Source organism: Streptomyces sp. AcH 505 (genome assembly GCF_000818175.1).
Taxonomy (GTDB): Bacteria; Actinomycetota; Actinomycetes; order Streptomycetales; family Streptomycetaceae; genus Streptomyces.
On sequence record NZ_JTIY01000001.1, the window covers coordinates 2,982,968 to 3,005,534 of the forward strand.

A 22,567-nucleotide genomic window follows, 5' to 3' on the forward strand; every position below is an offset into this window, starting at 1 on the left:
GAAGCGAAGCGCAATCGGCGGAGCCGACGCGACGTAGGAGCGCCCTTGATGCCCGGGCCGGAGCCGCGACACTCAAACCTCAGGGGCGGCCCTGCGGGCGGCTAATCTCGGCGGTCGCGGAGGTTCGGGATCATGCGTCCTGACCCGCTGTCGGGGCACAGTGAGTGGCCGCACTCGCACTTGGGCCAGCGCAGTGCGGACCCGGGGACGAGGTCGGCCCCTTCGGCTTCGTAGCCGTCGTCCCCGCCGTTCAGTCCGTCCGCCGACTTCTGCACGATGAGCATCCCGTTCGTGCCGAACTCCGCCGTCAGGCGCGACAGGAAGCGTCGTGCCTTGCTCTGTGTCATTCCGACCATCGCCTCAATCCGTCGAGTACGCGTTCCAGGAGTTCCGTGGTGACGGGGTCGGGCGCCAATCGCCAGAAGCCCCAGCCCTGGACGGTGGCCTGAAGTTCCCTCAGGTCGGGCGGGTGCTGCTGGTCGACGTCCTGGTCGCACATGAGAGCTGTGCCTTCCGTCATCGCTTTCATCACTGTCTGTGCCTCAAGCGTCGGCTTCTGTGAGTACGCTCAACAGGGGGGAAGCGTTGACATTCGGACGTTTCAATGAAAGAGGGTGCGACGTGGCGTACGCAGACGATCTGGACCCGTCCGATTCCGTGCTGGCGTTCTACGCCACGGATTTACGACGGCGCCGTGAGGCTGCGGGCATGTCGCAACGGGCGCTGGCGAAGGCGGCGTTGATGGCGCCCTCACTGCTCAACAAGATCGAAGCCGCGAAGCGGCTACCGACGAAAGAACTGTCGGTGCTGGCCGACGAGCTGTTCGGGACGGGTGACCACTTCCGGCGGCTGTGGCCGCTGGTGATGAAGTACGCCTACCCGAAGTGGTTCCGGCCGTTCGTTGAGCTTGAAGCTGCCGCTTCGCAGATCCGGTCGTTCCAAGTGCAGCTCGTGCCCGGGTTGTTGCAGACTGAGGACTATGCCAGGGCGGTGCTCTCGGAAGGACGACTCAACGCTGACAAGGTCCAAGAGCTGGTGACTGCTCGGCTCGCGCGGCAGCACATCCTTACTCGGGATACTCCGCCAGAGCTCTGGATGGTCCTTGACGAGAACGTGCTTCGGCGCACGATGGGTGACGTTGACACGATGCGTGGTCAATTCCAGCGTCTTCTGGACGCTGCGGAGACTCCGAGCATCGTGCTACAGGTCATCCCGTTCGATGCGGGTGGGCATGCGGGGGTTGATGGGCCGTTCTCGGCCCTTACCCTGGATGAAGGACCAGACGTCGTCTACGTGGACGGTTTCCTCAAGGGGCAAATCTTCGCGGAGACAGAGAACGTTAAGGCTGCGACGCGAGCCTATGATCTGCTCACGGCCGTCGCCCTCTCGCCCGACCGGTCAATCGACATGATTGCCCACGCCTTGAAGGAACTAGGATCATGATCAGCGCGAGCAGCCTGTCAGACGCGGTGTGGTTCAAGTCCAGCTACAGCGGCAACAACGGCGGCGACTGCCTGGAGGTCGCCAACCTTCCCGGTGTCGTCCCTGTCCGCGACTCCAAGCGGCCCGCCGGCCCCGTGCTCATGCTCGCTCCCGCCGCCTGGGCCGACTTCGTCGCGTACGCCGGGCTTCAGGAACGACGCTGATGGCCGTACGCCGTGTCGTGCCCAACCTCCCGGCCGAGTCGGAGTCGGAGACCCCGGAGAAGAACCGGGAGTTCTACGGGCTGCTCGGCTTCGAGGAGGTCATGAACCACGGGTGGATCATGACGCTCGCCTCTCCCTCGACCCCGGCCGCGCAGATCAGCTTCATGACCCGCGACAAGACCGCGCCTGTCAACCCCGACCTGAGCGTCGAGGTGGACGATGTGGATGCCGCCTACGCGGTCGTGCTGGAGAGCGGGGCGGAGATCATCCACCCGTTGCAGGACGAGGAGTGGGGCGTGCGGCGGTTCTTCGTTCGCGATCCCGGCGGACGCGTCATCAACGTGCTGGGCCACCGCTGACCGTCACCCCGCGCCAGACCCGCGACGACTTTGCGGGCCCGCCTCCGTCTTACCTGGTGCAAGCCACTCCCGACGAGCTACGAACTACGGGCTCCGGCGGCGGATCTCCTCCGCCGGGTACGGCGTCTGTCTGCTCTCGTCCCGCAGCTTCCGGAAGAATTCCGTCACCACCACGGCGAGTGGCGCGTACCGCGTCAAAATCGACGCCGCGGTCGCCGGGACTCCTGTGGGGTGCTTGCCTTGCGCGTACGCCCCCAGCAGCTCCTGCCGTTCCCTCCCTCCCAGCCCCTTCAACCCCGTGACCAGCCAGTTCGCCAAGTACGAGAGCGCGTACACGCGGTCGTACGACGGGTGCTCGTCGATGAAGTCGACCTCGGCGGGGGACAGGTCGAAGCGCGGCGACGTCGCCAGGCCGTAGTCCGTGAAGTACAGCCGGCTGCCGTCCGTGAGGATGTTCTCGAAGTGGACGTCCATGTGCAGCAGCCCGTTGTCGTTCATGAAGGCCGTCCCGGCCTCCAGCTCCGCCTCCACCATCGCGCACGCCGCGTCCACCGCCGCGTCGCCCGCCTCCACCTGCTGCCCCAGCCACTGGTGCAGGTTCTGCGGGATGTATTCCAGGAACAGCGCCACGCTCGCCGAGGAACCCCGGCGGGCTTCGATCTGGTTCCGTACGGCCGATCCGCCGCCCCAGTAGGCGACGGACGCTTCGACGTCGGCCAGTTCGTCCGGCAGGGGAGCCGAGTCCGGCAGCACCCGCCAGTGGTACATCAAGGGGAAGCCCTCGTATGCGCCGGCGAGCACCCAGTTCGTGGTCATCGTATGCGCGGCGAGTTCTCGCCAAGTCCCGAAGCTCGGCCCGGCGATGTTGTACTGGCAGAAGGGCGGCAGGTCGAACAGGTTCGCCGTGGAGTGCACGTTCTCCGGCTGTCGCTCCAGGTCGGTCAGCGGCACCCGCTTCACGAAGACGGGGGTGCCCGCCACCTCCAGCAGCGCCGACTTCCCGCCGATCCCCGTACCGAGCGGCTCGGCCGCCTCCAGCAGCTCCCGCAGCGCGCGGTCGCTGGTCAGGGCCAGAGCGGTGGAGACGGCACCGTAGGCGGCGAGTCGGGCCTGGTGCGCGAGGCGGGCATCGCGCGTATCGCCGGCATCGTGCGTGTCGTCGGCGTCGTGCGCGAGATGCGGCATGTTACGAGGCTCCCGGTGCGGCGGATTCCAGCTCGGCGATGCTGCCGGACATGATCGTCCGTACGTGCTCGGTGATGTGCTCCGGCGACCAGTCCCACCATGCCACCGCCAGCAGCCGGGCCACGTCCTCCGCGCTGTAGCGGGTGCGGATGAGCGGGCCGGGTTGCCGCCGACGATCCCGTAGTCCGGCACGTCCGACGTGACCACCGAGCCCGCGCCGATGATCGCGCCGTGGCCGATCCGTACGCCCGGCAGCACCGTCGAGCCGTGCCCGAACCAGACGTCGTTGCCGACGACGGTGTCGCCGCGGCTCGGCAGGCCGGTCAGCAGGTCGAAGTGGTCGGACCACGAGCCGCCCACCGTCGGGAAGGGGAAGGTCGACGGGCCGTCCATACGGTGGTTGGCGCCGTTCATGATGAACCGCACGCCCGTCCCCAGCGCGCAGAACTTCCCGATGACCAGCTTCTCCGGGCCGTAGTGGTACAGCACATTGCGCGTCTCGAACGCGGTCGCGTCGTCCGGGTCGTCGTAGTACGAGTACTCCCCGACCTCGATCAGCGGTGACGTGACCAGCGGCCGGAGCAGCACCACCCGTGGCTGGCCGGGCATGGGATGGAGCACCGTCGGGTCGGCGGGCACAGGCATGGCGGGCGGTTCCTTCCTACGGCTGGGCGGAACCCGCCCGATGATCCGGCTGGGCGGGGCCCGTCCCATGATCCGGCTGGGCGGGACCCGCCCGATGATCCGGCTGGGCGGGGCCCACCCCGATCTGGCTGGACGGGACGCCCCATGATCGCAGCGCCGTGCCCGCCGGGACACGGAATTACCGCGGGTGCGGCCCGGCCCCGAGGCCCCACAGCGACGCCCACTGCCCCGCCGTCAGGTCCTTCGGCAGTGTCCGCTGTGACACCTGGTTGGCCCGCAGCCAGCCGGCGAGGTCCCTGCGGTCGAACTGCCCGGTCCTGGTGAGGATGTCGGGCAGTCCGCGCCCCCGCCCCGTGAAGACCCGCCGCACGAAGTCCTGGTACCGCTTGCGGTCGTCGACGAGCGGTCGCGGTCTGCGGTGCACCGTGAGCAGTCCGCCGTCGACCGACGGCACGGGACGGAAGGCGCGGGCCGGGACGCGGGAGTGCAGGGCGAAGTCGTACCAGGGCCACCAGCGCGCGGTCATCATGCTCGCGCCGCCCACCCCGGCCCTGCGCCGCGCGACCTCCCACTGGACCAGCAGGACGGCCGACTGCCAGTGGTCGGCTGCGAGTACGCGCCGGACGATCGCGGTCGTGAGATGGAACGGCAGGTTCCCGACGAGTACGTACGGGTCCCGCGGCAGCGCGCAGCGCAGGATGTCGTCGCATACGACGGTGACATGGCCGGGGGTACGGCTGTGCAGGCGGCGGGCGCGGCGCGGGTCGATCTCGATCGCCGTGATCGGGTGGCCGAGCCGGCTCAACGGGACGGTCAACGCGCCGTCGCCTGGGCCGATTTCGACGATCCGGCTGCTCGTACGGCCGACGGAGTCGGCCACCTTGTCAGCGATGGCGGCAATGACGGCGCGGTCGGTGAGGAAGTTCTGGCCGAGCTCGTGTCGGCCGCCCGGATAGGGCTGATGCATGGGAGTGCTCCGCGTGGAATCTTCGGAGCCGGGGCGGGGCAGTACGGAACACCGCACCGGCGAGGACTCGTTACGCGGCGGAGCTGAGCGATGGAGAGGGAATCAGACCAGCTCGCCGCATGCGCGGCGCAGCTTTACGAAGAAGGCGCAAGACATGACGGCGACCCTAGCCGCCGACCGCGTCCGGGCGCTCGGTATTTTCCGCCGCCGCGACCGTACTGACATGGCGCTGCTGTCCAACCGCTTGACGCGCTGCGGTGGGGGCACTAGAAATCACATGCTGAGAGAGCGCTCTCAACTACCTGAACAGAGTTAGCTACCTGAACAGAGTCAGCTACCTGAACAGAGTCAGACAACTGAACAGAGTTGGAGAGTCACAGAGTTCGATCCGTGCACGCCCCCACCGTGCACACGCCGTCCGCCCTGCACACGGTCCCCACCCGGCAGGCGACGGCGGCTTCGATTCCCCCCACATGGGCCCGCACGACTGAGCCCATTCGGAACAGGAGAACTCGCATGTTCAGCGGACACCATCAGCTCCAACCAGGCAGCGACGGCCGCCGGCCGCGCCGCTCCCGGGCGCGGATCGTCCTCACCGCGCTGACCGTCGGCGCCCTCGGCGTGGCCGGCCTCGCAGCCGTCGCGCCGACCGGTGGCGCCGCCACCCCCGCGGAAGCGCCCGTCGTGGCGAAGGCGGCCGCGGCCCCGGCCGCCGTACCCGCGCCGCCCTCGGGCTTCACCACCACGTGGAGCGACGAGTTCGACGGCCCGGCCGACACCGGCGTCGACACCGGTACGTGGAAGTACGACACCGGCCCCGGCAGCAACTTCGGTACGGGCGAGATCGAGACGATGACCGACAGCACGGCCAACGTCTTCCACGACGGCAACGGGCACCTCGTCCTGCGCGCCCTGCACGACGGCACCGACCCCAACACCGGCTGGACCTCTGGCCGGATCGAGACGCAGGACGACTCGTTCGGCGCGCCTCCCGGTGGCGTCGTCATGATGGAGTCGTCCATCCAGCAGCCGGACGTCACCACCGAGAACGGCGCGGGCTACTGGCCGGCGTTCTGGATGCTGGGCCAGCCCCTGCGGACCGGCACCACCTGGCCGACCTCCGGCGAGGTGGACATCCTGGAGGACGTCAACGGCCGCAGCTCGGTCTTCGGCACCCTGCACTGCGGGGTCTCGCCGGGCGGACCGTGCAACGAGTCCAGCGGTATCGGCAGCGGTGAACACGCCTGCCCCGGCTGCCAGTCGGGCTACCACACGTACGCGGTGCAGATCGACCGCTCGACCTCACCCGAGCAGATCCGCTGGTACCTCGACGGTGACAACTACTACACGCTCGACGCCACCGCTGTGGACGCCGACACCTGGGCGAAGGCCGTCGACCACCCGTTCTTCATCATCTACGACCTCGCCATGGGCGGCGGCTTCCCCGGCGCGTTCGGGGGCGGACCCAACGCCGCCACGATTTCCGGTGGTCAGATGAACATCGACTACGTCGCCGTCTACAACAAGGCGCCGTAACAAGGCTTCGTAGCCGGTAGAACAGCCGAAAGAACAGCCGACAGAACATCCAGAAGAGACGGGGCGGTCCGGACCTCACGTCCGGGCCGCCCCGCCCGCTGTCCCGCCCGCCGCCCCGCCCGCTGTCCCGCACACCTTCCGGTTCAGCCGCAGATACAGCAGCGCACCGCCCGTCACCACCAGCGGCCAGAGCAGATAGACGCCCGACATCACGAGCAGGGCCACCACGGCGACCAGCGCGGCGACACCGATCGCGTACACCGCCACGAACGAGCCCGTCGTCATCAGTACCAGCGGCCGGGGGCCGACCCCCGCCAGGCTCACCCCGGCCAACGCGCAGAACCCCAGGGCCGATACGACCGCGAGGCTGCGCCTCGGCACCTCGCCGACCACGCTGCCGCGCGTCAGCCAGCCGGGCAGCGCCCCGTCCCTGCCGAGGGCGGCGCCGAGTTTGGCAGCGCCCGCGTAGTAGGCGTTCATCGCGCCGAGCGTCAGCAGCACGGCTGCCGCCGCCGCGAGGTACCGCGCGTTCCCGCCGATGCCCCGCGCCATCAACTCGCCGAGCGGCGCGTCCGATCGGGCGGCCGACGGGCCGAGTACGGTGACGACGGCGAAGGCGACGCCCAGATACAGCACCCCGACCACCACGACGGCGATCCCGGCCGCCCGGGGCAAGTCCCGCTCCGGGCGCCGGAATTCGGCCGCGAGGTGGGTGATCGCCTCCCACCCTGCGAAGCTCCAGACCAGCAGCGCCGCCGCTGGACCGACCGCCGTCCAGCCGTGCGGCGCGAACGGGTGGAGGTTCGCCGTGTGCGCATGCGGCAGCGACAGCCCGACCGCGAGCAGCAGCAGGACGACGAGCAGCGCGGCCAGGGCGAGTTGGATCCGGCCCGTCACCTGGAGGCCGACGGCGTTGGCCACCGTGACGACCACCATCAGCGCCGCCGCCGTGATGACGGTGGTCGGGGTGCCGCCACCGAGCGCCGACGAGACGTACGCACCGCCGAAGAGCGCCGCGGCGCTCGCGCCCGGCGGTACGGCGAGGTAGAAGCACCAGCCGACCGTCGCCGCCGTACGGTCGCCGAAGGCCAGCCGGGCGTACGTCGAGACGCCTCCGGCGTCGGGGTAGCGGGCACCCAGCGCTGCGAACGTCGCGGCGAGCGGCGCCGACAGGACGACCAGCGCCAGCCAGGCGAGCAGCGAAGCGGGACCCGCCGTCTCGGCGGCGAGTGCGGGCAGGGCGATGACACCCGTGCCCAGTACGGCCCCTACGTAGAGGGCGGCGCCTTGGAGGGTGCTGAGCCGGCCGACGGCGACGGTACCGGCGGCGGAAGGGCCGGGGACGGCTGTTTCGCTGGTCATGAGGGCCAGCTTCACGGCCTCCGCCGCCACCGGCCATCGGCAGAAACGACAGGGTACGCATAATTACCGCCATGAGCGCCACCAGCCGTGCCGATCGCCCCGGCCGTCCCCACGTCGTCGCCCTCGCCGTCACCGACGCCGCGCCCATCTTCGAACTGGCCATCCCCTGCGAGGTCTTCGGCGTCGTCCGCGACGACCTCGTCTCGCCCTGGTACGAACTGCGCCTGTGCGCCGCCGAGCCGGGGCCGCTGCGCACGGCGGCCGGGCTGCGCGTCGACACCCCGTACGGTCTGGACGACCTGGCGGCCGCGGACACCGTGATCGTCGCCGCCTGCGCACGCCGCGTACAACTCGCGCCGCCTCAGGGCCTGCTGGAAGCGGTGCGCGCCGCGCATGGTCTCGGCCGCCGGATCGTGTCGCTGTGCAGTGGCGCCTACGTACTCGCGCAGGCCGGCGTGCTGAAGGGGCGGGCCGCCACGACGCACTGGATGAACACGGGCGACTTCGGGCACCGCTTCCCCGACGTCGACTTCCGGCCCTCCGCCCTCTACACCGAGGACGGCACGGTCCTGACCTCGGCGGGCAGCGGCGCCGCCGTCGACCTGTGCCTGCATCTGGTGCGCGGCGACTTCGGCTCGGCGGTCGCCAACGAGGTGGCGCGCCGCATGGTCGTACCGCCGCACCGGGAGGGCGGGCAGACGCAGTACGTCACCCCGTTGGTGCGGCCGACGGAGGACGCGGGGCTCGAACCCGTACTGCGCTGGGCACGGGGCAACCTCCACGAGCCGCTGACCGTACGGCGGTTGGCGCGGGAGGCGCAGCTCGGTGAGCGCACCTTCGCCCGCCGGTTCCGCGAGACGATGGGCACGACACCGTTGCAGTGGGTGCTCCAGCAGCGGGTGCGCTTCGCGCAGGAGCTGCTGGAGACCACGGACGAGCCGGTGGAGGTCGTCGCGCGGCGTACCGGCTTCGGTTCGGCGACCAACCTGCGCTACCACTTCAGCAGGACGACGACGGTCTCACCGCAGACGTACCGGCACGTGTTCCGGCACCGCGCCGCTGCCGCCGGGTGACGTGCCCCGCTCGTCCGGGCTTCCCGGCGGCGATGCGGCCGGTGGGGACGGCAGGACAGCTGGTGGGGACGGCAGGGCGGTCGGTGGGGACGGCAGGGCGGTCGGCAGTGCCGGGAGCAGGCGCGCGAGGGCTGCGGCGTCCGGGCTGCCCGGCTCCGCCGTGCCGACGAGGAGGTGCTGGCCGGGCGTGCTCTGCACGTCGAAGGTCTGGTAGGTCAGGGTCATCCGGCCGGTCACCGGATGGTTGAACACCTTGGTCTTCCGGCCGAGGCTGCTGACCGTGTGGTCCGCCCACAGCGCGGCGAACTCCTCGCTGTCGGAACGGAGTTCGTCGACCATCGCGATCATCGCCGCCGTCTCGGCGTCCTCGGGGCCGCCGCTCCTGCCGTGTCCCGCAGCGAGCCGCAGCGCCTCGACCGTGTCGCGTGCGACGGTCGGCCAGTCGGCGAAAAGCTGCCTGGCGGCGGGGTCGTGGAAGAGGGACCACACCATGTGGTGCGGGTCGGACAGGGGGGAGAGAAGCGCGGTGGCGAGCGCGTTCGCGGCGAGGACGTCCATGCGGCGGTTGATCACGTACCCGACGGCCGTCGGGAAGGCGTCCATCAGCTGGAGCAGCGCGGGGTCCACCGACCCCGCCGGACCGCTCGACGGCTGTTTCGGGGTGAGCCCCGCCAGCCGGTACGCGTGCCAGTGCGCGTCGGCGTCCAGCCGCAGGGCGCGGGCGATGGCATCCACGACCTGGCCCGAAGGGGAGCGCTCGCGGCCCTGCTCCAGCCGCGCGTAGTAGTCGGCGCTGACGCCGGCCAGCACGGCGACCTCCTCGCGGCGCAGCCCCGTCACCCGGCGCGGGCCCGAACCGGGGAACCCCACGTCGGCGGGGGTCACCCGGGCGCGCCACGCCCGGAGGAATTGGCCCAGTTCGTCACCACTCATGGGTAAATCCTACGTCCGGGTGTACGGCGGTGGGGCGGGCGGTCCTAGGACACGACCTAGGAGTGCCGCACCCAGGAAGTGTCGCCCTGCCTCGGCGGCCCGATCCGGCGCATGCTCGGACCGTCCGCCCGCTCCAGAACGTCCCGAAGGTGCCGTATGTCCCCCAACAGCAAGGTCGTCCTCGTCACCGGTGCCAGCAGCGGCATCGGCGAAGCCATCGCCCGGCGGCTTGCCGCCTCCGGCCACCGGGTGGTCCTCGGCGCCCGGCGCGCCGACCGGATCGCCGCCGTGGCCGAGGACATCCGGGCCGCAGGCGGCGCCGCCGACCACCACGAGCTGGACGTGACCAGCGCCGACAGCATGCGGTCCTTCGTCGGGGCCGCGCACGACCGGTACGGCCGGGTCGACGTGCTGGTCAACAACGCGGGGGTGATGCCGCTGTCCCCGCTGGACGCACTCAAGACCGACGAGTGGGACCTGATGATCGACGTCAACATCCGGGGCGTGCTGCACGGTATCGCCGCCGTGCTGCCCCTGATGCGCGCCCAGGGCTCGGGGCACGTGGTGAACATCGCGTCCGTTTCCGGCCTCCGCGTCGACCCCACGGCCGCCGTCTACAGCGCGACCAAGTTCGCGGTGCGGGCGATCTCCGAGGGGCTGCGGCAGGAGAGCCGCGACCTGCGGGTCACCGTCGTCTGCCCGGGGCTCACCAGCAGCGAGCTGACCGACGGCATCAGCGACCCCGGCGTGCGGGAGGCCGTCCGCGGCAGCATGGGGATCGCGATCCCCGCGGCGGCGATCGGGGAAGCGGTCAACTACGCCGTCGGGCAGCCCCTCGACGTGGACGTCAACGAACTCGTCGTACGGCCCACCGCCCAAGGCTGACGTGCCACCCCAAGGCTGACGTGCCACCCCAAGGCTGACGTGCCACCCCAGAGCCGACGTGGCCACCCGAGGCTGAAGCGGCACTCCACCGTCACTCGCCCAGGAACACCGGGTTCGTGAACGCCGCCAGCGGGCCCGGCAGCCCCGGGACCGTCGGCGCGTGGCGGACCTCGGCGCGTACGTAACTCGCGTACGAGGCCGTCGTCGTCCACTCGACCGTGCCCGCGCCCGACTCCGGCAGCGGCGCGGTGTAGAGCGTGCCCTGGTCGGTGACGAACTGGGCCGTGCAGCCGGGGGCGCCGGTCACGTCCAGCCGTACTGTCACGCTGTCCTTCTCGTCGACCCGCAGCCGGTCGCCGATGCCGGCGTGCTTGCCGCGGCCGCCCGAAGCGCCGAAGGTGAGTGACACCTTCGCCGATTCGGCGACGTAACTGTGCCCGGCGCGCAGACCGGCCAGGATCGCCGTGCGGGAGAGGTCGTCGGCCAGGACGACGGTCTGCGGGGTGCCGATGGCGTCGGGGTCCCGGTGCGCGTCGCTGTTGCCCATCGCGGGCGTCCAGGCGCGGCCCGAACGGGCCGAGGTCACGAGGCTGTTGTCCCAGTCGGCGAGGGAGACCTCGTCGTCCACGGTGTAGGGGCCGTTCCAGACCTCGACGGCGTCCGCGTCACCGAAGCCGAACTTCCAGTTGCAGCCGATGCAGGTGGAGTGCGGGTGCGCGGGTACGACCAGGCCGCCGGCGCGGCGTACCTCGCGCGCGTAGTGGCCGAAGCGGTTGTCGCGTGCGCGGTAGCGCCAGTCGATGAAAGTGCCCGGGTCGGTGGAGATGGCGAGGACGTGGCCGTTGCGGGTGGTGATCTCCTCGCCGACGAGGATCAGCAGGTCGTCGTCCCACAGGCCGTCCCACGCGCCGTGCGCCGAGTACGTGTTGTGGTCGCTGCTGTGCATGAAGTCGAGTCCGGCGGCGCGGGCCAGTGCCGCGATTTCGGCGGGGGTGCGCTTGCCGTCGGAGTGCACGGAGTGCAGATGGCAGTCGCCCCGGTACCAGGCCCTGCCGCGGCCCTTGGCGCGCTCCGGCGGGTAGACCGGCTTCGGGGTGGCCGCCGTGGGGCCGTAGGTGAGCGTGATGGTGATCGAGTACGCGAGGCCCTGCGGCGCCACCGTGTAGGGGCCGAGCGCGATGTGCCAGGTCCCGGCGCGCACCGGGCCCGCGATGTAGCCGGGCGTCGCCTCGTCGGCGCGGAGGAAGAACTCCGTGCGCGCGCCGCCCGACCAGCCGCGGAAGCCCCGGCCGCCGAGATCGGTGCCGCGCTCGTCGAAGATGCCGATGTCGAGGGCGTTGCCCTGGGTGCCGGCCGGGACGGCGGGCCGCTCGTAGCTGTACGCGACGCGGATCTCGCTGATCCCGCGCGGTACCTCGACGGGCAGATGGACGAAGTCGGGGGAGCCGGGCGGCAGCGTGCCGGTGACGGTCCTGGTCGTGGTCCGACCGGCACCGGTCCCGGCACCGCCGGCGGCACCGGCAGCGGGTGCGGCGTTCGCGAAGCTCACAGTGGACAACGTAAGCGCGGCGGCGGCTCCCGTCACCATGAGACCTCTCCTGCCGAGGGATCCGGTTGACGACTCTTTATCCGCATTGTCATTTTCGGTCATGCCGGCGACTCCCGGGAGGTCTGGACGCGGTCAGCTGCCACTGTTGTGCCGGGCGGTGAACCCCACCGCAAGGCAAGGGGGTCGGCCGGTTTCCGGCAGGCGGACGGCCGTCGCCGACCGGGCCGCGTTCCGTCGCGGGTCGGGGCAGCGGCCGGATCAGGCGGGGGCTGAAGGGGGTCGTGCAGGGGTGGTGTCCGGAGCGTAGAGCGTGATTTGTGGCGCGTCTCGGCGGTGGCTCCGCGTCAGGCGAGTACGCGCCGTAAATCATGCAGCGCAGGACACGACCCCGGAACGGCCCCCGGCAACAACGGCAACCACAACCCCGCACCCCGAGCCGCGCCGGACGGCGACCCCGTGCCGGACGGCGACACCGCGCAGGACACGACCCCGGAGCGGCACCCGGCAACAACCGCAACCAAGACCCGCACCCCCGCCGGACGGCGACCCCGTACGGTGAGCTGCGTCTCTGACCAGGCTCGTCACCGATCAGAACCCGGCGCCGTACGTATCCTCGAAGGATGACTACGCGCGTGCCTGAGGATTCCGGGACCGACCAGCCCGCCGGACCCGCCGGACCACCGACCGCCAACTCCATGCGGCGCGCCCTCAAACGGGCGCGGGACGGTGTCGCGCTGGACGTCGCCGAGGCTGCCGTACTGCTCCAGGCCCGCGGCGACGACCTCACCGATCTCACCGCGTCCGCCGCCAAGGTCCGTGACGCCGGTCTCGCCGCCGTCGGGCGGCCCGGCGTGATCACGTACTCCCGCAAGGTGTTCATCCCGCTGACGCGGCTGTGCCGCGACAAATGCCACTACTGCACCTTCGTCACCGTCCCCGGCAAGCTCCGCCGCGCCGGGCACGGCATGTTCCTCTCGCCCGACGAGGTCCTGGACATCGCCCGGCAGGGCGCCGCGATGGGCTGCAAGGAGGCCCTGTTCACGCTCGGCGACCGGCCGGAGGACCGCTGGCCGGAGGCCCGGGAGTGGCTGGAGGCCGAGGGGTACGACGACACGCTCGCCTACGTACGGGCGATGGCGATCCGGGTCCTGGAGGAGACGGGGCTGCTGCCGCACCTCAACCCGGGCGTGATGTCGTGGACCGACCTCCAGCGGCTCAAGCCCGTCGCGCCCTCCATGGGGATGATGCTGGAGACCACGGCGACCCGGCTGTGGTCCGAGCCCGGCGGTCCGCACCACGGTTCGCCGGACAAGGAGCCCGCCGTTCGGCTGCGGGTCATCGAGGACGCGGGCCGCTCCAACGTCCCGTTCACGACCGGGATCCTGATCGGCATCGGGGAGTCGTACGAGGAGCGCGCCGACTCGCTGTTCGAGCTGCGCAGGACGGCGCGCGCCTATCACGGCATCCAGGAAGTCATCGTCCAGAACTTCCGCGCCAAGCCCGACACGGCCATGCGCGGCATGCCGGACGCCGAGTTGGAGGAGTTGGCGGCGGCCGTCGCGGTCGCGCGGCACATCCTCGGCCCTTCGGCCCGTATCCAGGCGCCGCCGAATCTGGTCGACGCCGAGTACGCGCTGCTCATCGGCGCGGGGATCGACGACTGGGGCGGGGTCTCGCCGTTGACCCCGGACCATGTCAACCCGGAGCGGCCCTGGCCGCACATCGACGAACTGGCCGCGCGTACGGCCGAGTCCGGCTTCGAGCTGCGCGAACGGCTCACCATCTACCCGGAGTTCATCCAGCGCGGCGAGCCGTGGCTGGACCCCCGGCTGATGCCGCACGTACGGGCGCTGGCCGACGAGGAGACCGGTCTCGCGCGCGAGGGCGTCAACCCGGTGGGGCTGCCCTGGCAGGAGCCCGACGAGGGGTTCACGGCGACCGGCCGTACCGATCTGCACGTCACGATCGACACCGAGGGCCGCACGTCGGACCGCCGCGAGGACTTCCAGGACGTGTACGGGGACTGGGACGCGCTGCGCGAGGCCGCCGCGCCCGGGATGGTGCCCTCGCGGATCGACGGGGACGTGAAGCAGGCGCTGGCGCAGGCCGCGGACGACCCGACGAAGCTCAGCGACGACGAGGCGCTGGCGCTGCTGCACGCCGACGGGCCGGCGCTGGACGCGCTGACCAGGATCGCGGACGAGCTGCGCCGTGACGTGGTCGGTGACGACGTAACGTACATCGTCACGCGCAACATCAACTTCACCAACGTCTGCTACACCGGCTGCCGGTTCTGCGCGTTCGCGCAGCGCCGTACCGACGCCGACGCGTACACCCTCTCGCTCGACCAGGTCGCGGACCGGGCGGCGCAGGCGTGGGAGGTGGGCGCCGTCGAGGTGTGCATGCAGGGCGGTATCCACCCGGACCTGCCGGGCACCGCGTACTTCGACATCGCGCGCGCGGTGAAGAAGCGCGTCCCCGGGATGCATGTGCACGCGTTCTCCCCGATGGAGGTCGTCAACGGCGCCTCGCGCACGGGCCTTTCGATCCGCGAGTGGCTGACCGCCGCCAAGGAGGCGGGACTCGACTCGATCCCCGGCACGGCCGCGGAGATCCTGGACGACGAGGTGCGCTGGGTCCTCACCAAAGGCAAGCTGCCGACGGCGACCTGGATCGAGGTGGTCAAGACCGCCCACGAGCTGGGCATCCGCTCCAGCTCCACGATGATGTACGGGCACGTCGACCAGCCGCGCCACTGGCTGGGCCATCTGCGGACGCTGGCCGGTATCCAGCAGGAGACGGGCGGTTTCACGGAGTTCGTGACGCTGCCCTTCATCCACACCAACGCGCCCGTCTATCTGGCGGGCATCGCGCGGCCCGGTCCCACGGACCGTGACAACCGCGCGGTGATGGCGATGGCGCGGCTGCTGCTGCACCCGCACATCACCAACATCCAGACCAGCTGGGTGAAGCTGGGCACGGAGGGCGCGGCCGAGATGCTCCGCTCGGGCGCCAACGACCTGGGCGGCACGCTGATGGAGGAGACCATCTCCCGGATGGCCGGGTCGAGTTACGGCTCGTACCGCTCGGTCAAGGACCTGGTCGCCATCGCTGAGGCGGCCGGCCGGCCGGCGAAGCCCCGGACGACGCTGTACGGGGAGGTGCCGGACGAGCGGGTACGGGCGGCTGCCGCATCCGACGGTCATCTGCCCGAACTGCTGCCGCTGGTGAGCGACTGACCGACGTACCGCCCCCGTGGCCGCCGATCCGGATGTCGATCCGGGTCGGTGGCCATTTTTGTGCCCCCGGACGCCTACATAGTTTCGGGCAGGTTGCCGAAACTTTCGACATGCGCGACCGGATCCCGGTCGAGGCATTTCTGCGCCGAACTGCCAGTTCAACCCCGTTCCCGCCCCCTCGCAAGACCCTCGACACGGATTAGTTTGCTCCGAAGCGAAATCGATATCTTTCGTCAGGCGGAAGTGATTGACCGCCTTGTGGAACCAAAAGGTATGCCCTACGTTTCGTGCTCGTGGCCGAAACATCGCCGCTGTATGGCGTGCGTGTTCGTCGGAACGGGAGTGAAGACCCACAGGAGTGACGACGTAGATGACAGGAATCAGTCGCAGAAAGGTGCTGTCAGGGATCGGCGGACTGGCAGCAGGGGCGGCGGTCGCCGGCTGCGGCGGCAGCGCCTCCGCATCGGACGACTCGACCATCACGCTGATGAACTGGGAAGCGCTCGACGGGTCGCCCTACCCGAAGGTGTTCGACGCCTTCGAGAAGCAGTCGGGCAAGAAGATCAAGTACCAGTTCGCCGCTTCGGGAACGGACTACTGGGTCAAGTGCCGGACGGTGCTCGGCGCGAGCAACCCGCCGGACATCATGCGCATCGACGACGACTTCGTCGCCTCGTACGCCAAGACGGGCCGGCTGCACGACCTGCGGGACTTCATGCGGGACAGCGGTCTCCAGGAGGCCGACTACTTCACCACGGTCTACAACAACGCCCGGCAGCCCGACGGCTCTTACGTTGGCTGGAGCCTCGGTATGCAGCCCCGGGTGATCTTCTACAACAAGACCATGTTCAAGGAGGCGGGCGTCCCCCTCCCGCCGGTCAGCTGGACCGACGAGGGCTGGAAGTGGGACGACTTCCTCGCCGCGGCCAAGAAGCTCTCCATCCCCGGCAAGCGCTGGGGCGCGTGCGTCCTCGACGACGCGGGCTTCGAGATGATCTACACGGTCAACAACGGGGGCACCGGCCGCTGGTCGAAGGACGGCAAGCGGTTCACGCTGGCCGACCCGCCCGACGCCGCCGGCTACCAGTTCGTCGCCGACCTCACCTGCGCGCACGACGCCCAGCCCCGCTGGTCCGAGCTGCAACAGAGCGGCAGGGGCGCGGAGATGTTCGCGGCCGGGCAGATCGGCATGATCCAGCGGGTCTCCACCTTCGTCGACTTCTTCCAGCAGAACGTCAAGGACTTCGAGTGGGACATCGCCCCGATCCCGGGGCAGGTCAGGCAACAGACCTACGCCAACCAGCTGGTGTTCGCGATCCCCGCCAAGGCCGCCCACAAAGAGGCCGCGTGGCAGCTGCTGAACTACCTCACCACGACCCCGGGCGCCACGGCCTTCGCCGAGGCCGGCGCCTTCGTCCCCGGACTGCGCTCGGCCGCCGACCACATGGCGGGCGGCGGGAGTGACGGCGGACCGCAGAACATGGGCCTGGTGCTGGAGGCCGCCAACCACGCCGTACTGCCCGGCCGGGTGGTGGAGGTCCAGCAGGCGCTCCAGATCTACCGGCCCGCCCTGGACGACGTACGCAACTGCCGTGCCTCGGCGCCCGATGTGCTGAACAAGCTCCGCCCGCAGATCCAGGAGATCATCGGATGAGCCCATGTCTGTGAACACGCCGACGCAGAACATGCCCGCGCGGAACACGCCGACGCAGGGCACGCCCCCGCGCAAGGTGCGGCGCGCGCCGGGACGCAAGCGCCGCAATCTCGTCGGATACGCCTTCGTCGCGCCGCTGATGCTCGGCATCGGCGTCTTCCACCTCTACCCCATGGCGGTCACGACCTACTCGTCGTTCACCGACTGGGACGGCTTCAACTCCCGCCATTTCGTGGGGTTCGCGAACTACAGCAAACTGATCCTGCACGACACGCTGTTCCACACCGTCGTCACGAACACGCTGCTGTTCATGCTGGGCGCGATACCGCTCACCATGATCCTCGCGCTGTGCCTCGCGACGCTGGTCAGCCCGCAGCGGCGGATCATGACGGTGTTCCGGCTGGCGTTCTTCGTCCCGTACGTGGCGAACGTCGTCGCGGTGAGCGTCGTGTGGTTCCGGCTCTACTCGGGGCAGGACGGCGTCTTCGACACCCTCCTCGCCCATCTGGGCATCGACGGCCCCGACTGGCTGGTCACGTCACCCTGGGCGCTGATCGCGGTCATCTTCGTCAGCGTCTGGCAGGGCGTCGGCTACCCGATGATCGTGCTCATGGCGGGCATCCAGGCCATCCCCGCCGAGCTGTACGAGGCGGCGAGCCTCGACGGCGCTTCCAGGGCGCGGCGGTTCTTCAGCATCACCCTGCCGCTGCTGACGCCCTCGCTGTTCTTCGTCAGCATCAGCCAGTTCGTCGCCAGCTTCCAGGTCTTCGGCATCGTCTACGTGATGACCAAGGGCGGCCCGGGCAACGACACCAACACGTACATGCTCCAGCTCTTCAACACGTCCTTCGCCGACGGCGAGCTGGGCTACGCGTCCGCCATGGCCTGGCTGTTGTTCCTGGTCATCGCCGCACTGACGGTCATTCAATGGAGACTGCAACGAAGGTGGGTGTTCTACGGGTGAGCGCGACCGGCACGACAGAGAGCGGCGGCCGCACGGTCGCCGGCGCACTGCAGAACCAGAAGGTCCTGCGTGGCATCTACTACGCCTTCCTCACGGTCCTGGGGCTCGGCTTCCTCTTCCCGCTGCTCTGGATGATCGGCACCTCGCTCAAGAGCGGCCCCGAGTCGCTGTCGGACGCGACGTCCGTCATCCCGCGCCACCCGACGCTCGAGGGCTACCGGCAGGCGATCGACGTGCTGCCGCGCTACTTCTGGAACAGCGTCAAGCTCGCCTTCCTCAATGTGGTCGGGCTGCTCGTGGTGGCGTCCCTCGCCGGGTACGGCTTCGCGCGGATCAAGTTCCCCGGGCGGGACGTCCTGTTCCTTGTGGTGCTGGGCTCGGCCCTCATCCCGGGCATCGTCTATCTGATCCCGCAGTACGTGGTCTTCCGGGACTTCGGCTGGGTCGACACGCACTACCCGCTCTGGGTGCCGCGGGTGATGACGCCGGTGTTCGGCACGTTCCTGATGCGCCAGTTCTTCCTGGGCATCCCCAAGGAGATCGAGGAGGCTGCCAGGATCGACGGCGCCTCCGTCTTCACCACCTTCCGGCGGGTCATGCTGCCGCTCGCCAAGCCGGCCCTCGCGACGGTGGCGCTGTTCACCTTCGTGGACTCCTGGAACGACCTGCTGGGCCCGCTGGTCTTCCTGAACTCGCCCGACCTGCAGACCCTGCCCGTCGCCCTCGCCCTGTTCCAGGGGGAGTTCTTCACCAACACCCCGGGGCTGATGGCGGCGGCGACGCTCACCATCATCCCGATCTTCGTGGTCTTCCTGCTCGCCCAGCGGTACTTCGTGCAGGGCGTCGTCATGTCCGGAATGAAAGGCTGAAGTCAGTTGATTTCCTCGGTCGAGACCTATATCTCCGGCAACGTCTGCGTCGTCAAGGTCAGTACGGACGACGGGCAGTTCGGCTACGGCCAGACCGCCCCTTCGGAGCCGGAGATCACCGCCCAGGTCCTGCACCGGCTGGTCGCGAAGCACTTCCTCGGCCGTAACCCGTGGGACATCGCCACACTGGTCGAGAAGGCGGTCCGCGCGGAGTACAAGTACCTCGGCGGATTCCTGATGCGGGCGATCAGCGGTATCGACACCGCACTGTGGGACCTTCAGGGCCGGGCCACGGGACAGCCCGTGTACCGGCTGCTCGGCGGCAAGTTCCGCGACAAGGTGGGGGTGTACGCGTCCAGCATGAGCCGCGAGACCCCGGTCGAGGACGAGCTGCGGCGCATCGGCGACGCCGTCGAGAACTACGGCTTCACGGCGGCGAAGATCAAGGTGGGGGTGCGCAACGGCCGGGACGCCGAGCTGTGGAACGGCCGCACCGCCGCTCTCGTACCGGCCATGCGCAAGACCTTCGGGGACGCGTTCCTGCTCAACGCCGATGCCAACGGCGCGTATTCGCCCGGCGGCGCCGTCATGGTCGGCCGCCGGCTGGAGGAGTACGGCTTCTACCACCTGGAGGAGCCGAACCCCAGCTGGGAACTGGACAACATGGGGTATGTGGCCCAGCAGTTGGACCTGCCCATCGGAGCGGCCGAGCAGGAGTTCTCGCTGGAGATCGTGCGGCGGATGATCGCCGAGCGGCTGGTCGACGTGATCCAGCCGGACGTCTGCTACATCGGCGGTCTGAGCCGGGCCAGGCGCGTCGCCGAGCTGGCCGACACGGCGGGCATCCCCTGCACACCGCACTCCTCGGGCCACTCGCTGATCCCGATGTTCACCGCGCATCTGGTGCTGGCCATGCCGGCCTGTACGCAGTTGCAGGAGTGGTCGATCGAGCAGGCCGGCTCGCAGTTCTTCGCACCGGTGCCCGTGGTGAAGGACGGTTTCGTGGAGATCTCCGACGCGCCGGGCTGGGGCGTGGAGATCCTGCCGTCCTTCCTGGAGTCGGCGGCGCGGCAGACGTCGGCGCTGTCATGAGCGACGTACCGGAAGCCGATCAGCTGTGGGGGGAGGCGACCGGGCACGCGGTCCTGGCGTTCCCGGTCAGCGGCGTCCCGATGCCGGAGGAATTCCTCACCGCGCTGGTACGGGTCAAACGCGCGGCGGCGCAGGCCAACGTGGAGCTGGGGCTGATCAGTCACGCGCAGGCGAAGGCGATCGTCGCCGCGGTCGATCTGCTGCTGGACGGGGAGCTGTGGGACCAGTTCCCCGTGGACGTCTACCAGACGGGCTCGGCGACGTCGAGCAACATGAACGCCAACGAGGTCATCGCGGAACTCGCCCGCCGCGCCGAGCCGCCGGTGGAGCTGCTGCCGCACGAGCACGTCAACCGCTGCCAGTCGTCCAACGATGTCGTGCCGACGGCGATGCGGATCGCGACGGCGGTCGCGCTGCGCACGCAGCTGCTGCCCGCACTTGACGCCTTCGAAGCCGAACTGGCCGCGAAGGCCGTCGAGTTCTGGGACGTGCTGAAGGTCGCCAGGACGCATCTGCAGGACGCCACCCCGATGCGGCTCGGCCAGGAGTTCCACGGCTACGCGGGACAGGTCGCCCGGGCGCGGCGGCGGATCGAGGCCGCGATCACCGGACTGTCCGAGCTGCCGCTCGGCGGTACGGCGGTCGGTACGGGGCTCAACGCGCACCCGGAGTTCGCCGCGCGCACCTGCGCCCGGCTCGCCGCCGAGCTGGGCATCGGCTTCGTGGAGACCGACAACCACTTCTGCGGCCAGAGCACCCTGGACGACATGATCTCGGCGCACGCCGCCGTGACCACGGCCGCGCTGGCGCTGCACAAGATCGGCTGCGACATCAGGCTCCTGGCGACGGGACCGCGCGCCGGACTCGGCGAACTGCGGGTGCCCGACGTGCGGGTGTCGAGCAGCATCATGCCCGGCAAGGTGCCGCCGTCGGTGATCGAGTCGCTGACGATGGTGGTGGCGCGGGTCGTCGGCAACGACGCCGCCGTCACGTTCGCGCAGACCGGCAGTGTGCTGGAGCTGAACGTGATGATGCCGGTCGTCATCGACGCCGCGCTGCAGTCGGTACGGCTGCTGTCGGCGGCCGTATGGAACGTCAACCGGCAGTGCCTCCAGGGCCTGGCGGCGACGGACGCGGGCCCCGCGAACGTACGGCGCAGTGTGATGCTGACGACCGCGCTCTCCCCGCACATCGGGTACCACGCGGCGGCGGAGATCACCGCCGACGCGCTCGCGTCCGGCGACGAGATCGAAGAGGTCGCGGCGCGGCACGGGATCACGCCTCAGCAGTTCGCCGACTGGGTGGATCCGGTGGCGATGGCGGGGGACCCGCTGCCGCCGGGGCGTGAAGTGTCCGGGTAGCGACCCCGGGCAGGGACGACGGCTGATCCGCGCCCTCAACCCGGAGTTCCTGTTCGATTACAGTGCTGCGCAGCCGTCATCGGCTCCGGGGGCACTCGTGGGACAGGAGGGGCGCATGAGCATTCCGTCCGGAGCCGTCTGGGGGCGTGCCGAGCAGCAGGATTTCCGCAGCCGGGTACGGGGCTGTCTGCTCGGCGGCGCCATCGGCGACGCGCTGGGCGCGGGGGTCGCCGGACTGAGCCTCGAAGAGATCAGGGCGGTGCACGGGGCGGACGCGGTCGTCGACTTCGTCCCCGTGTACGGGCGCAGGGGCGCCGTCACGGCGGCCACCCAGCTGACCCTGTTCACCGTGGACGGACTGATCCGCGCGCAGGTGCGCAGGGACACCGGCGCCTGGCACCCGCCGACCGATGTGCACCGCGCGCATCTGCGCTGGGCGGCGACCCAGCACGACTGGGGACCCGACGTACGCCGCAAGGACAACGGCTGGCTCGCCCAGGAGGAGTGGCTGTACGCGCGCCGCGACCCGACCCGCTCCTGTCTCTCCGGGCTCGGCGACGAGTACATGGGCACCCTGGAGCGGCCCAAGAACCCCACGGCGCGCGACGCGGGCGCGCTCGTACGCTCGGCGCCGTTCGGGCTGCTCGTCGGCTGGGAGCCGCAACTGGTCTGCCAGCTCGCCCTGGAGTGCGCGGCGCAGACACACGGCCACCCCGCCGCGTACCTCTCGGCGGGTGCCTTCGCCGTGATCGTGCACGGCCTGGCCCGTGGCGAGAGCGTCGACGCTGCCGTCCAGCGCACCCTCGGCCTGCTCGCCGCACGCCCCGGGCACGAACCGGTGACGCAGGCGCTCCGACAGGCGCTCGGCGCGGTACGCCAGGGCATCCCCGGCCCGGGGAGGATCGCGGCGCTCGGCGACGGGCACGCGCCCGAGGACGCGCTCGCCGTCGCCGTCTACTGCGCGCTCGTCGGCGAGGACATCCGGCACGGGCTGCGGCTCGCGGTGAACCACGACGGCCCCTCCGGCGCCACCGGCACCCTGTGCGGGGCACTGCTCGGCACGATGCACGGCGAGACGGCGCTGCCGCCCGCCTGGCTGGCCGAACTGGAAGGGCGCGGAACGCTGCTGGAAATCGCCGACGACTTCGCGATGGAGATGACCCAGGGCCCGGCACTGCACAGCCCCGGCGTCGCCGCGTCCGGCTGGCTGGCCCGCTACCCGCGCGGCTGAACGGCAGCGGCCAGCCG

General features: G+C 70.2%; 20 protein-coding genes and 1 pseudogene. 13 read left to right on the forward strand and 8 right to left on the reverse strand.

Annotated features, from left to right (window positions below; all coding sequences use genetic code 11):
- Nucleotides 1-101: 101 nt before the first annotated feature.
- Together HY68_RS13680 and HY68_RS42790 are read right to left on the reverse strand one after the other, a co-directional pair.
- Nucleotides 102-347: a hypothetical protein gene (locus tag HY68_RS13680; protein ID WP_041988563.1), complete on the reverse strand. Its 246-nt coding sequence runs from the start codon at nucleotides 345-347 to the stop codon at nucleotides 102-104.
- The gene (locus HY68_RS42790) at nucleotides 344-520 is read right to left on the reverse strand and encodes a hypothetical protein (RefSeq protein WP_157874342.1); all 177 of its coding nucleotides are present in this window, start codon (nucleotides 518-520) and stop codon (nucleotides 344-346) included. Before HY68_RS42790 ends, HY68_RS13680 begins: the two co-directional genes overlap by 4 nt.
- A 101-nt stretch (nucleotides 521-621) precedes the next feature.
- Between HY68_RS42790 and HY68_RS13685 the strand changes: the two genes are divergently transcribed.
- Genes HY68_RS13685 through HY68_RS13695 form a run of 3 tightly spaced genes read left to right on the forward strand, consistent with a single transcriptional unit; the run spans nucleotide 622 to nucleotide 2,005 of the window.
- The gene (locus HY68_RS13685) at nucleotides 622-1,443 is read left to right on the forward strand and encodes a helix-turn-helix transcriptional regulator (RefSeq protein WP_041988564.1); all 822 of its coding nucleotides are present in this window, start codon (nucleotides 622-624) and stop codon (nucleotides 1,441-1,443) included.
- Complete coding sequence (locus HY68_RS13690) at nucleotides 1,440-1,646, forward strand: DUF397 domain-containing protein (RefSeq protein WP_041988565.1); 207 nt, start codon at nucleotides 1,440-1,442, stop codon at nucleotides 1,644-1,646. The genes HY68_RS13685 and HY68_RS13690 overlap by 4 nt, the downstream gene beginning before the upstream one ends.
- Nucleotides 1,646-2,005, forward strand: a complete 360-nt coding sequence (locus HY68_RS13695) for a VOC family protein (protein ID WP_041988567.1) — start codon at nucleotides 1,646-1,648, stop codon at nucleotides 2,003-2,005. Before HY68_RS13690 ends, HY68_RS13695 begins: the two co-directional genes overlap by 1 nt.
- Nucleotides 2,006-2,089: 84 nt before the next feature.
- Here HY68_RS13695 and HY68_RS13700 read toward each other — a convergent pair whose 3' ends face one another.
- The 3 genes and pseudogenes from HY68_RS13700 to erm form a co-directional block, all read right to left on the reverse strand.
- Nucleotides 2,090-3,190 carry a hypothetical protein gene (locus HY68_RS13700; protein ID WP_063779641.1) on the reverse strand — a complete coding sequence of 367 codons (1,101 nt, stop codon included), beginning with the start codon at nucleotides 3,188-3,190 and terminating at the stop codon, nucleotides 2,090-2,092.
- 1 nt (nucleotide 3,191) lies between these two features.
- Nucleotides 3,192-3,835 (reverse strand): annotated as a pseudogene (locus HY68_RS40080) (CatB-related O-acetyltransferase).
- 178 nt (nucleotides 3,836-4,013) lie between these two features.
- Complete coding sequence (gene erm, locus HY68_RS13705) at nucleotides 4,014-4,802, reverse strand: 23S ribosomal RNA methyltransferase Erm (protein ID WP_041988570.1); 789 nt, start codon at nucleotides 4,800-4,802, stop codon at nucleotides 4,014-4,016.
- A 516-nt stretch (nucleotides 4,803-5,318) separates the two neighbouring features.
- Between erm and HY68_RS13710 the strand changes: the two genes are divergently transcribed.
- On the forward strand, nucleotides 5,319-6,338 hold the full coding sequence (locus HY68_RS13710; RefSeq protein WP_078863593.1) for a glycoside hydrolase family 16 protein: 1,020 nt from the start codon (nucleotides 5,319-5,321) through the stop codon (nucleotides 6,336-6,338).
- Between the two features lie 75 nt (nucleotides 6,339-6,413).
- Here the strand turns inward: HY68_RS13710 and HY68_RS13715 are convergent, their stop codons facing one another.
- Nucleotides 6,414-7,700, reverse strand: a complete 1,287-nt coding sequence (locus HY68_RS13715; protein ID WP_041995997.1) for an amino acid permease — start codon at nucleotides 7,698-7,700, stop codon at nucleotides 6,414-6,416.
- Between the two features lie 71 nt (nucleotides 7,701-7,771).
- Between HY68_RS13715 and HY68_RS13720 the strand changes: the two genes are divergently transcribed.
- Entirely contained in the window at nucleotides 7,772-8,773 is a 1,002-nt protein-coding gene (locus tag HY68_RS13720; RefSeq protein ID WP_041988573.1) for a helix-turn-helix domain-containing protein, read from the forward strand.
- Here the strand turns inward: HY68_RS13720 and HY68_RS13725 are convergent.
- On the reverse strand, nucleotides 8,720-9,706 hold the full coding sequence (locus HY68_RS13725) for a helix-turn-helix transcriptional regulator (protein WP_063779642.1): 987 nt from the start codon (nucleotides 9,704-9,706) through the stop codon (nucleotides 8,720-8,722). The two genes, HY68_RS13720 and HY68_RS13725, sit on opposite strands and share 54 nt — an antisense overlap.
- Before the next feature lie 156 nt (nucleotides 9,707-9,862).
- Here HY68_RS13725 and HY68_RS13730 point away from each other — a divergent pair, with 156 nt between their 5' ends.
- Nucleotides 9,863-10,591 carry an SDR family oxidoreductase gene (locus HY68_RS13730; RefSeq protein WP_041988575.1) on the forward strand — a complete coding sequence of 243 codons (729 nt, stop codon included), beginning with the start codon at nucleotides 9,863-9,865 and terminating at the stop codon, nucleotides 10,589-10,591.
- Nucleotides 10,592-10,682: 91 nt separating this feature from the next.
- Here the strand turns inward: HY68_RS13730 and HY68_RS13735 are convergent, their stop codons facing one another.
- Nucleotides 10,683-12,242: a CehA/McbA family metallohydrolase gene (locus HY68_RS13735; RefSeq protein WP_041988577.1), complete on the reverse strand. Its 1,560-nt coding sequence runs from the start codon at nucleotides 12,240-12,242 to the stop codon at nucleotides 10,683-10,685.
- A gap of 518 nt (nucleotides 12,243-12,760) precedes the next feature.
- Here HY68_RS13735 and HY68_RS13740 point away from each other — a divergent pair.
- From HY68_RS13740 to HY68_RS13770, 7 genes are all read left to right on the forward strand, one after another.
- Nucleotides 12,761-15,379, forward strand: coding sequence for a bifunctional FO biosynthesis protein CofGH (locus HY68_RS13740; RefSeq protein WP_078863594.1), 2,619 nt, complete (start codon nucleotides 12,761-12,763; stop codon nucleotides 15,377-15,379).
- A 370-nt stretch (nucleotides 15,380-15,749) separates the two neighbouring features.
- Entirely contained in the window at nucleotides 15,750-17,033 is a 1,284-nt protein-coding gene (locus HY68_RS13745; RefSeq protein WP_078863595.1) for an extracellular solute-binding protein, read from the forward strand.
- Nucleotides 17,034-17,037: 4 nt separating this feature from the next.
- Nucleotides 17,038-17,997: a sugar ABC transporter permease gene (locus tag HY68_RS13750; RefSeq protein ID WP_078863596.1), complete on the forward strand. Its 960-nt coding sequence runs from the start codon at nucleotides 17,038-17,040 to the stop codon at nucleotides 17,995-17,997.
- Entirely contained in the window at nucleotides 17,961-18,866 is a 906-nt protein-coding gene (locus tag HY68_RS13755; RefSeq protein WP_198533266.1) for a carbohydrate ABC transporter permease, read from the forward strand. Before HY68_RS13750 ends, HY68_RS13755 begins: the two co-directional genes overlap by 37 nt.
- A gap of 6 nt (nucleotides 18,867-18,872) precedes the next feature.
- Nucleotides 18,873-19,958, forward strand: a complete 1,086-nt coding sequence (locus HY68_RS13760; RefSeq protein WP_041988582.1) for a mandelate racemase/muconate lactonizing enzyme family protein — start codon at nucleotides 18,873-18,875, stop codon at nucleotides 19,956-19,958.
- Nucleotides 19,955-21,319: a class II fumarate hydratase gene (locus tag HY68_RS13765; RefSeq protein WP_041988584.1), complete on the forward strand. Its 1,365-nt coding sequence runs from the start codon at nucleotides 19,955-19,957 to the stop codon at nucleotides 21,317-21,319. The genes HY68_RS13760 and HY68_RS13765 overlap by 4 nt, the downstream gene beginning before the upstream one ends.
- 115 nt (nucleotides 21,320-21,434) lie before the next feature.
- Nucleotides 21,435-22,550 (forward strand): ADP-ribosylglycohydrolase family protein, encoded by a 1,116-nt coding sequence (locus HY68_RS13770; RefSeq protein ID WP_041988587.1) that lies wholly within the window; start codon nucleotides 21,435-21,437, stop codon nucleotides 22,548-22,550.
- Nucleotides 22,551-22,567: the final 17 nt, after the last annotated feature.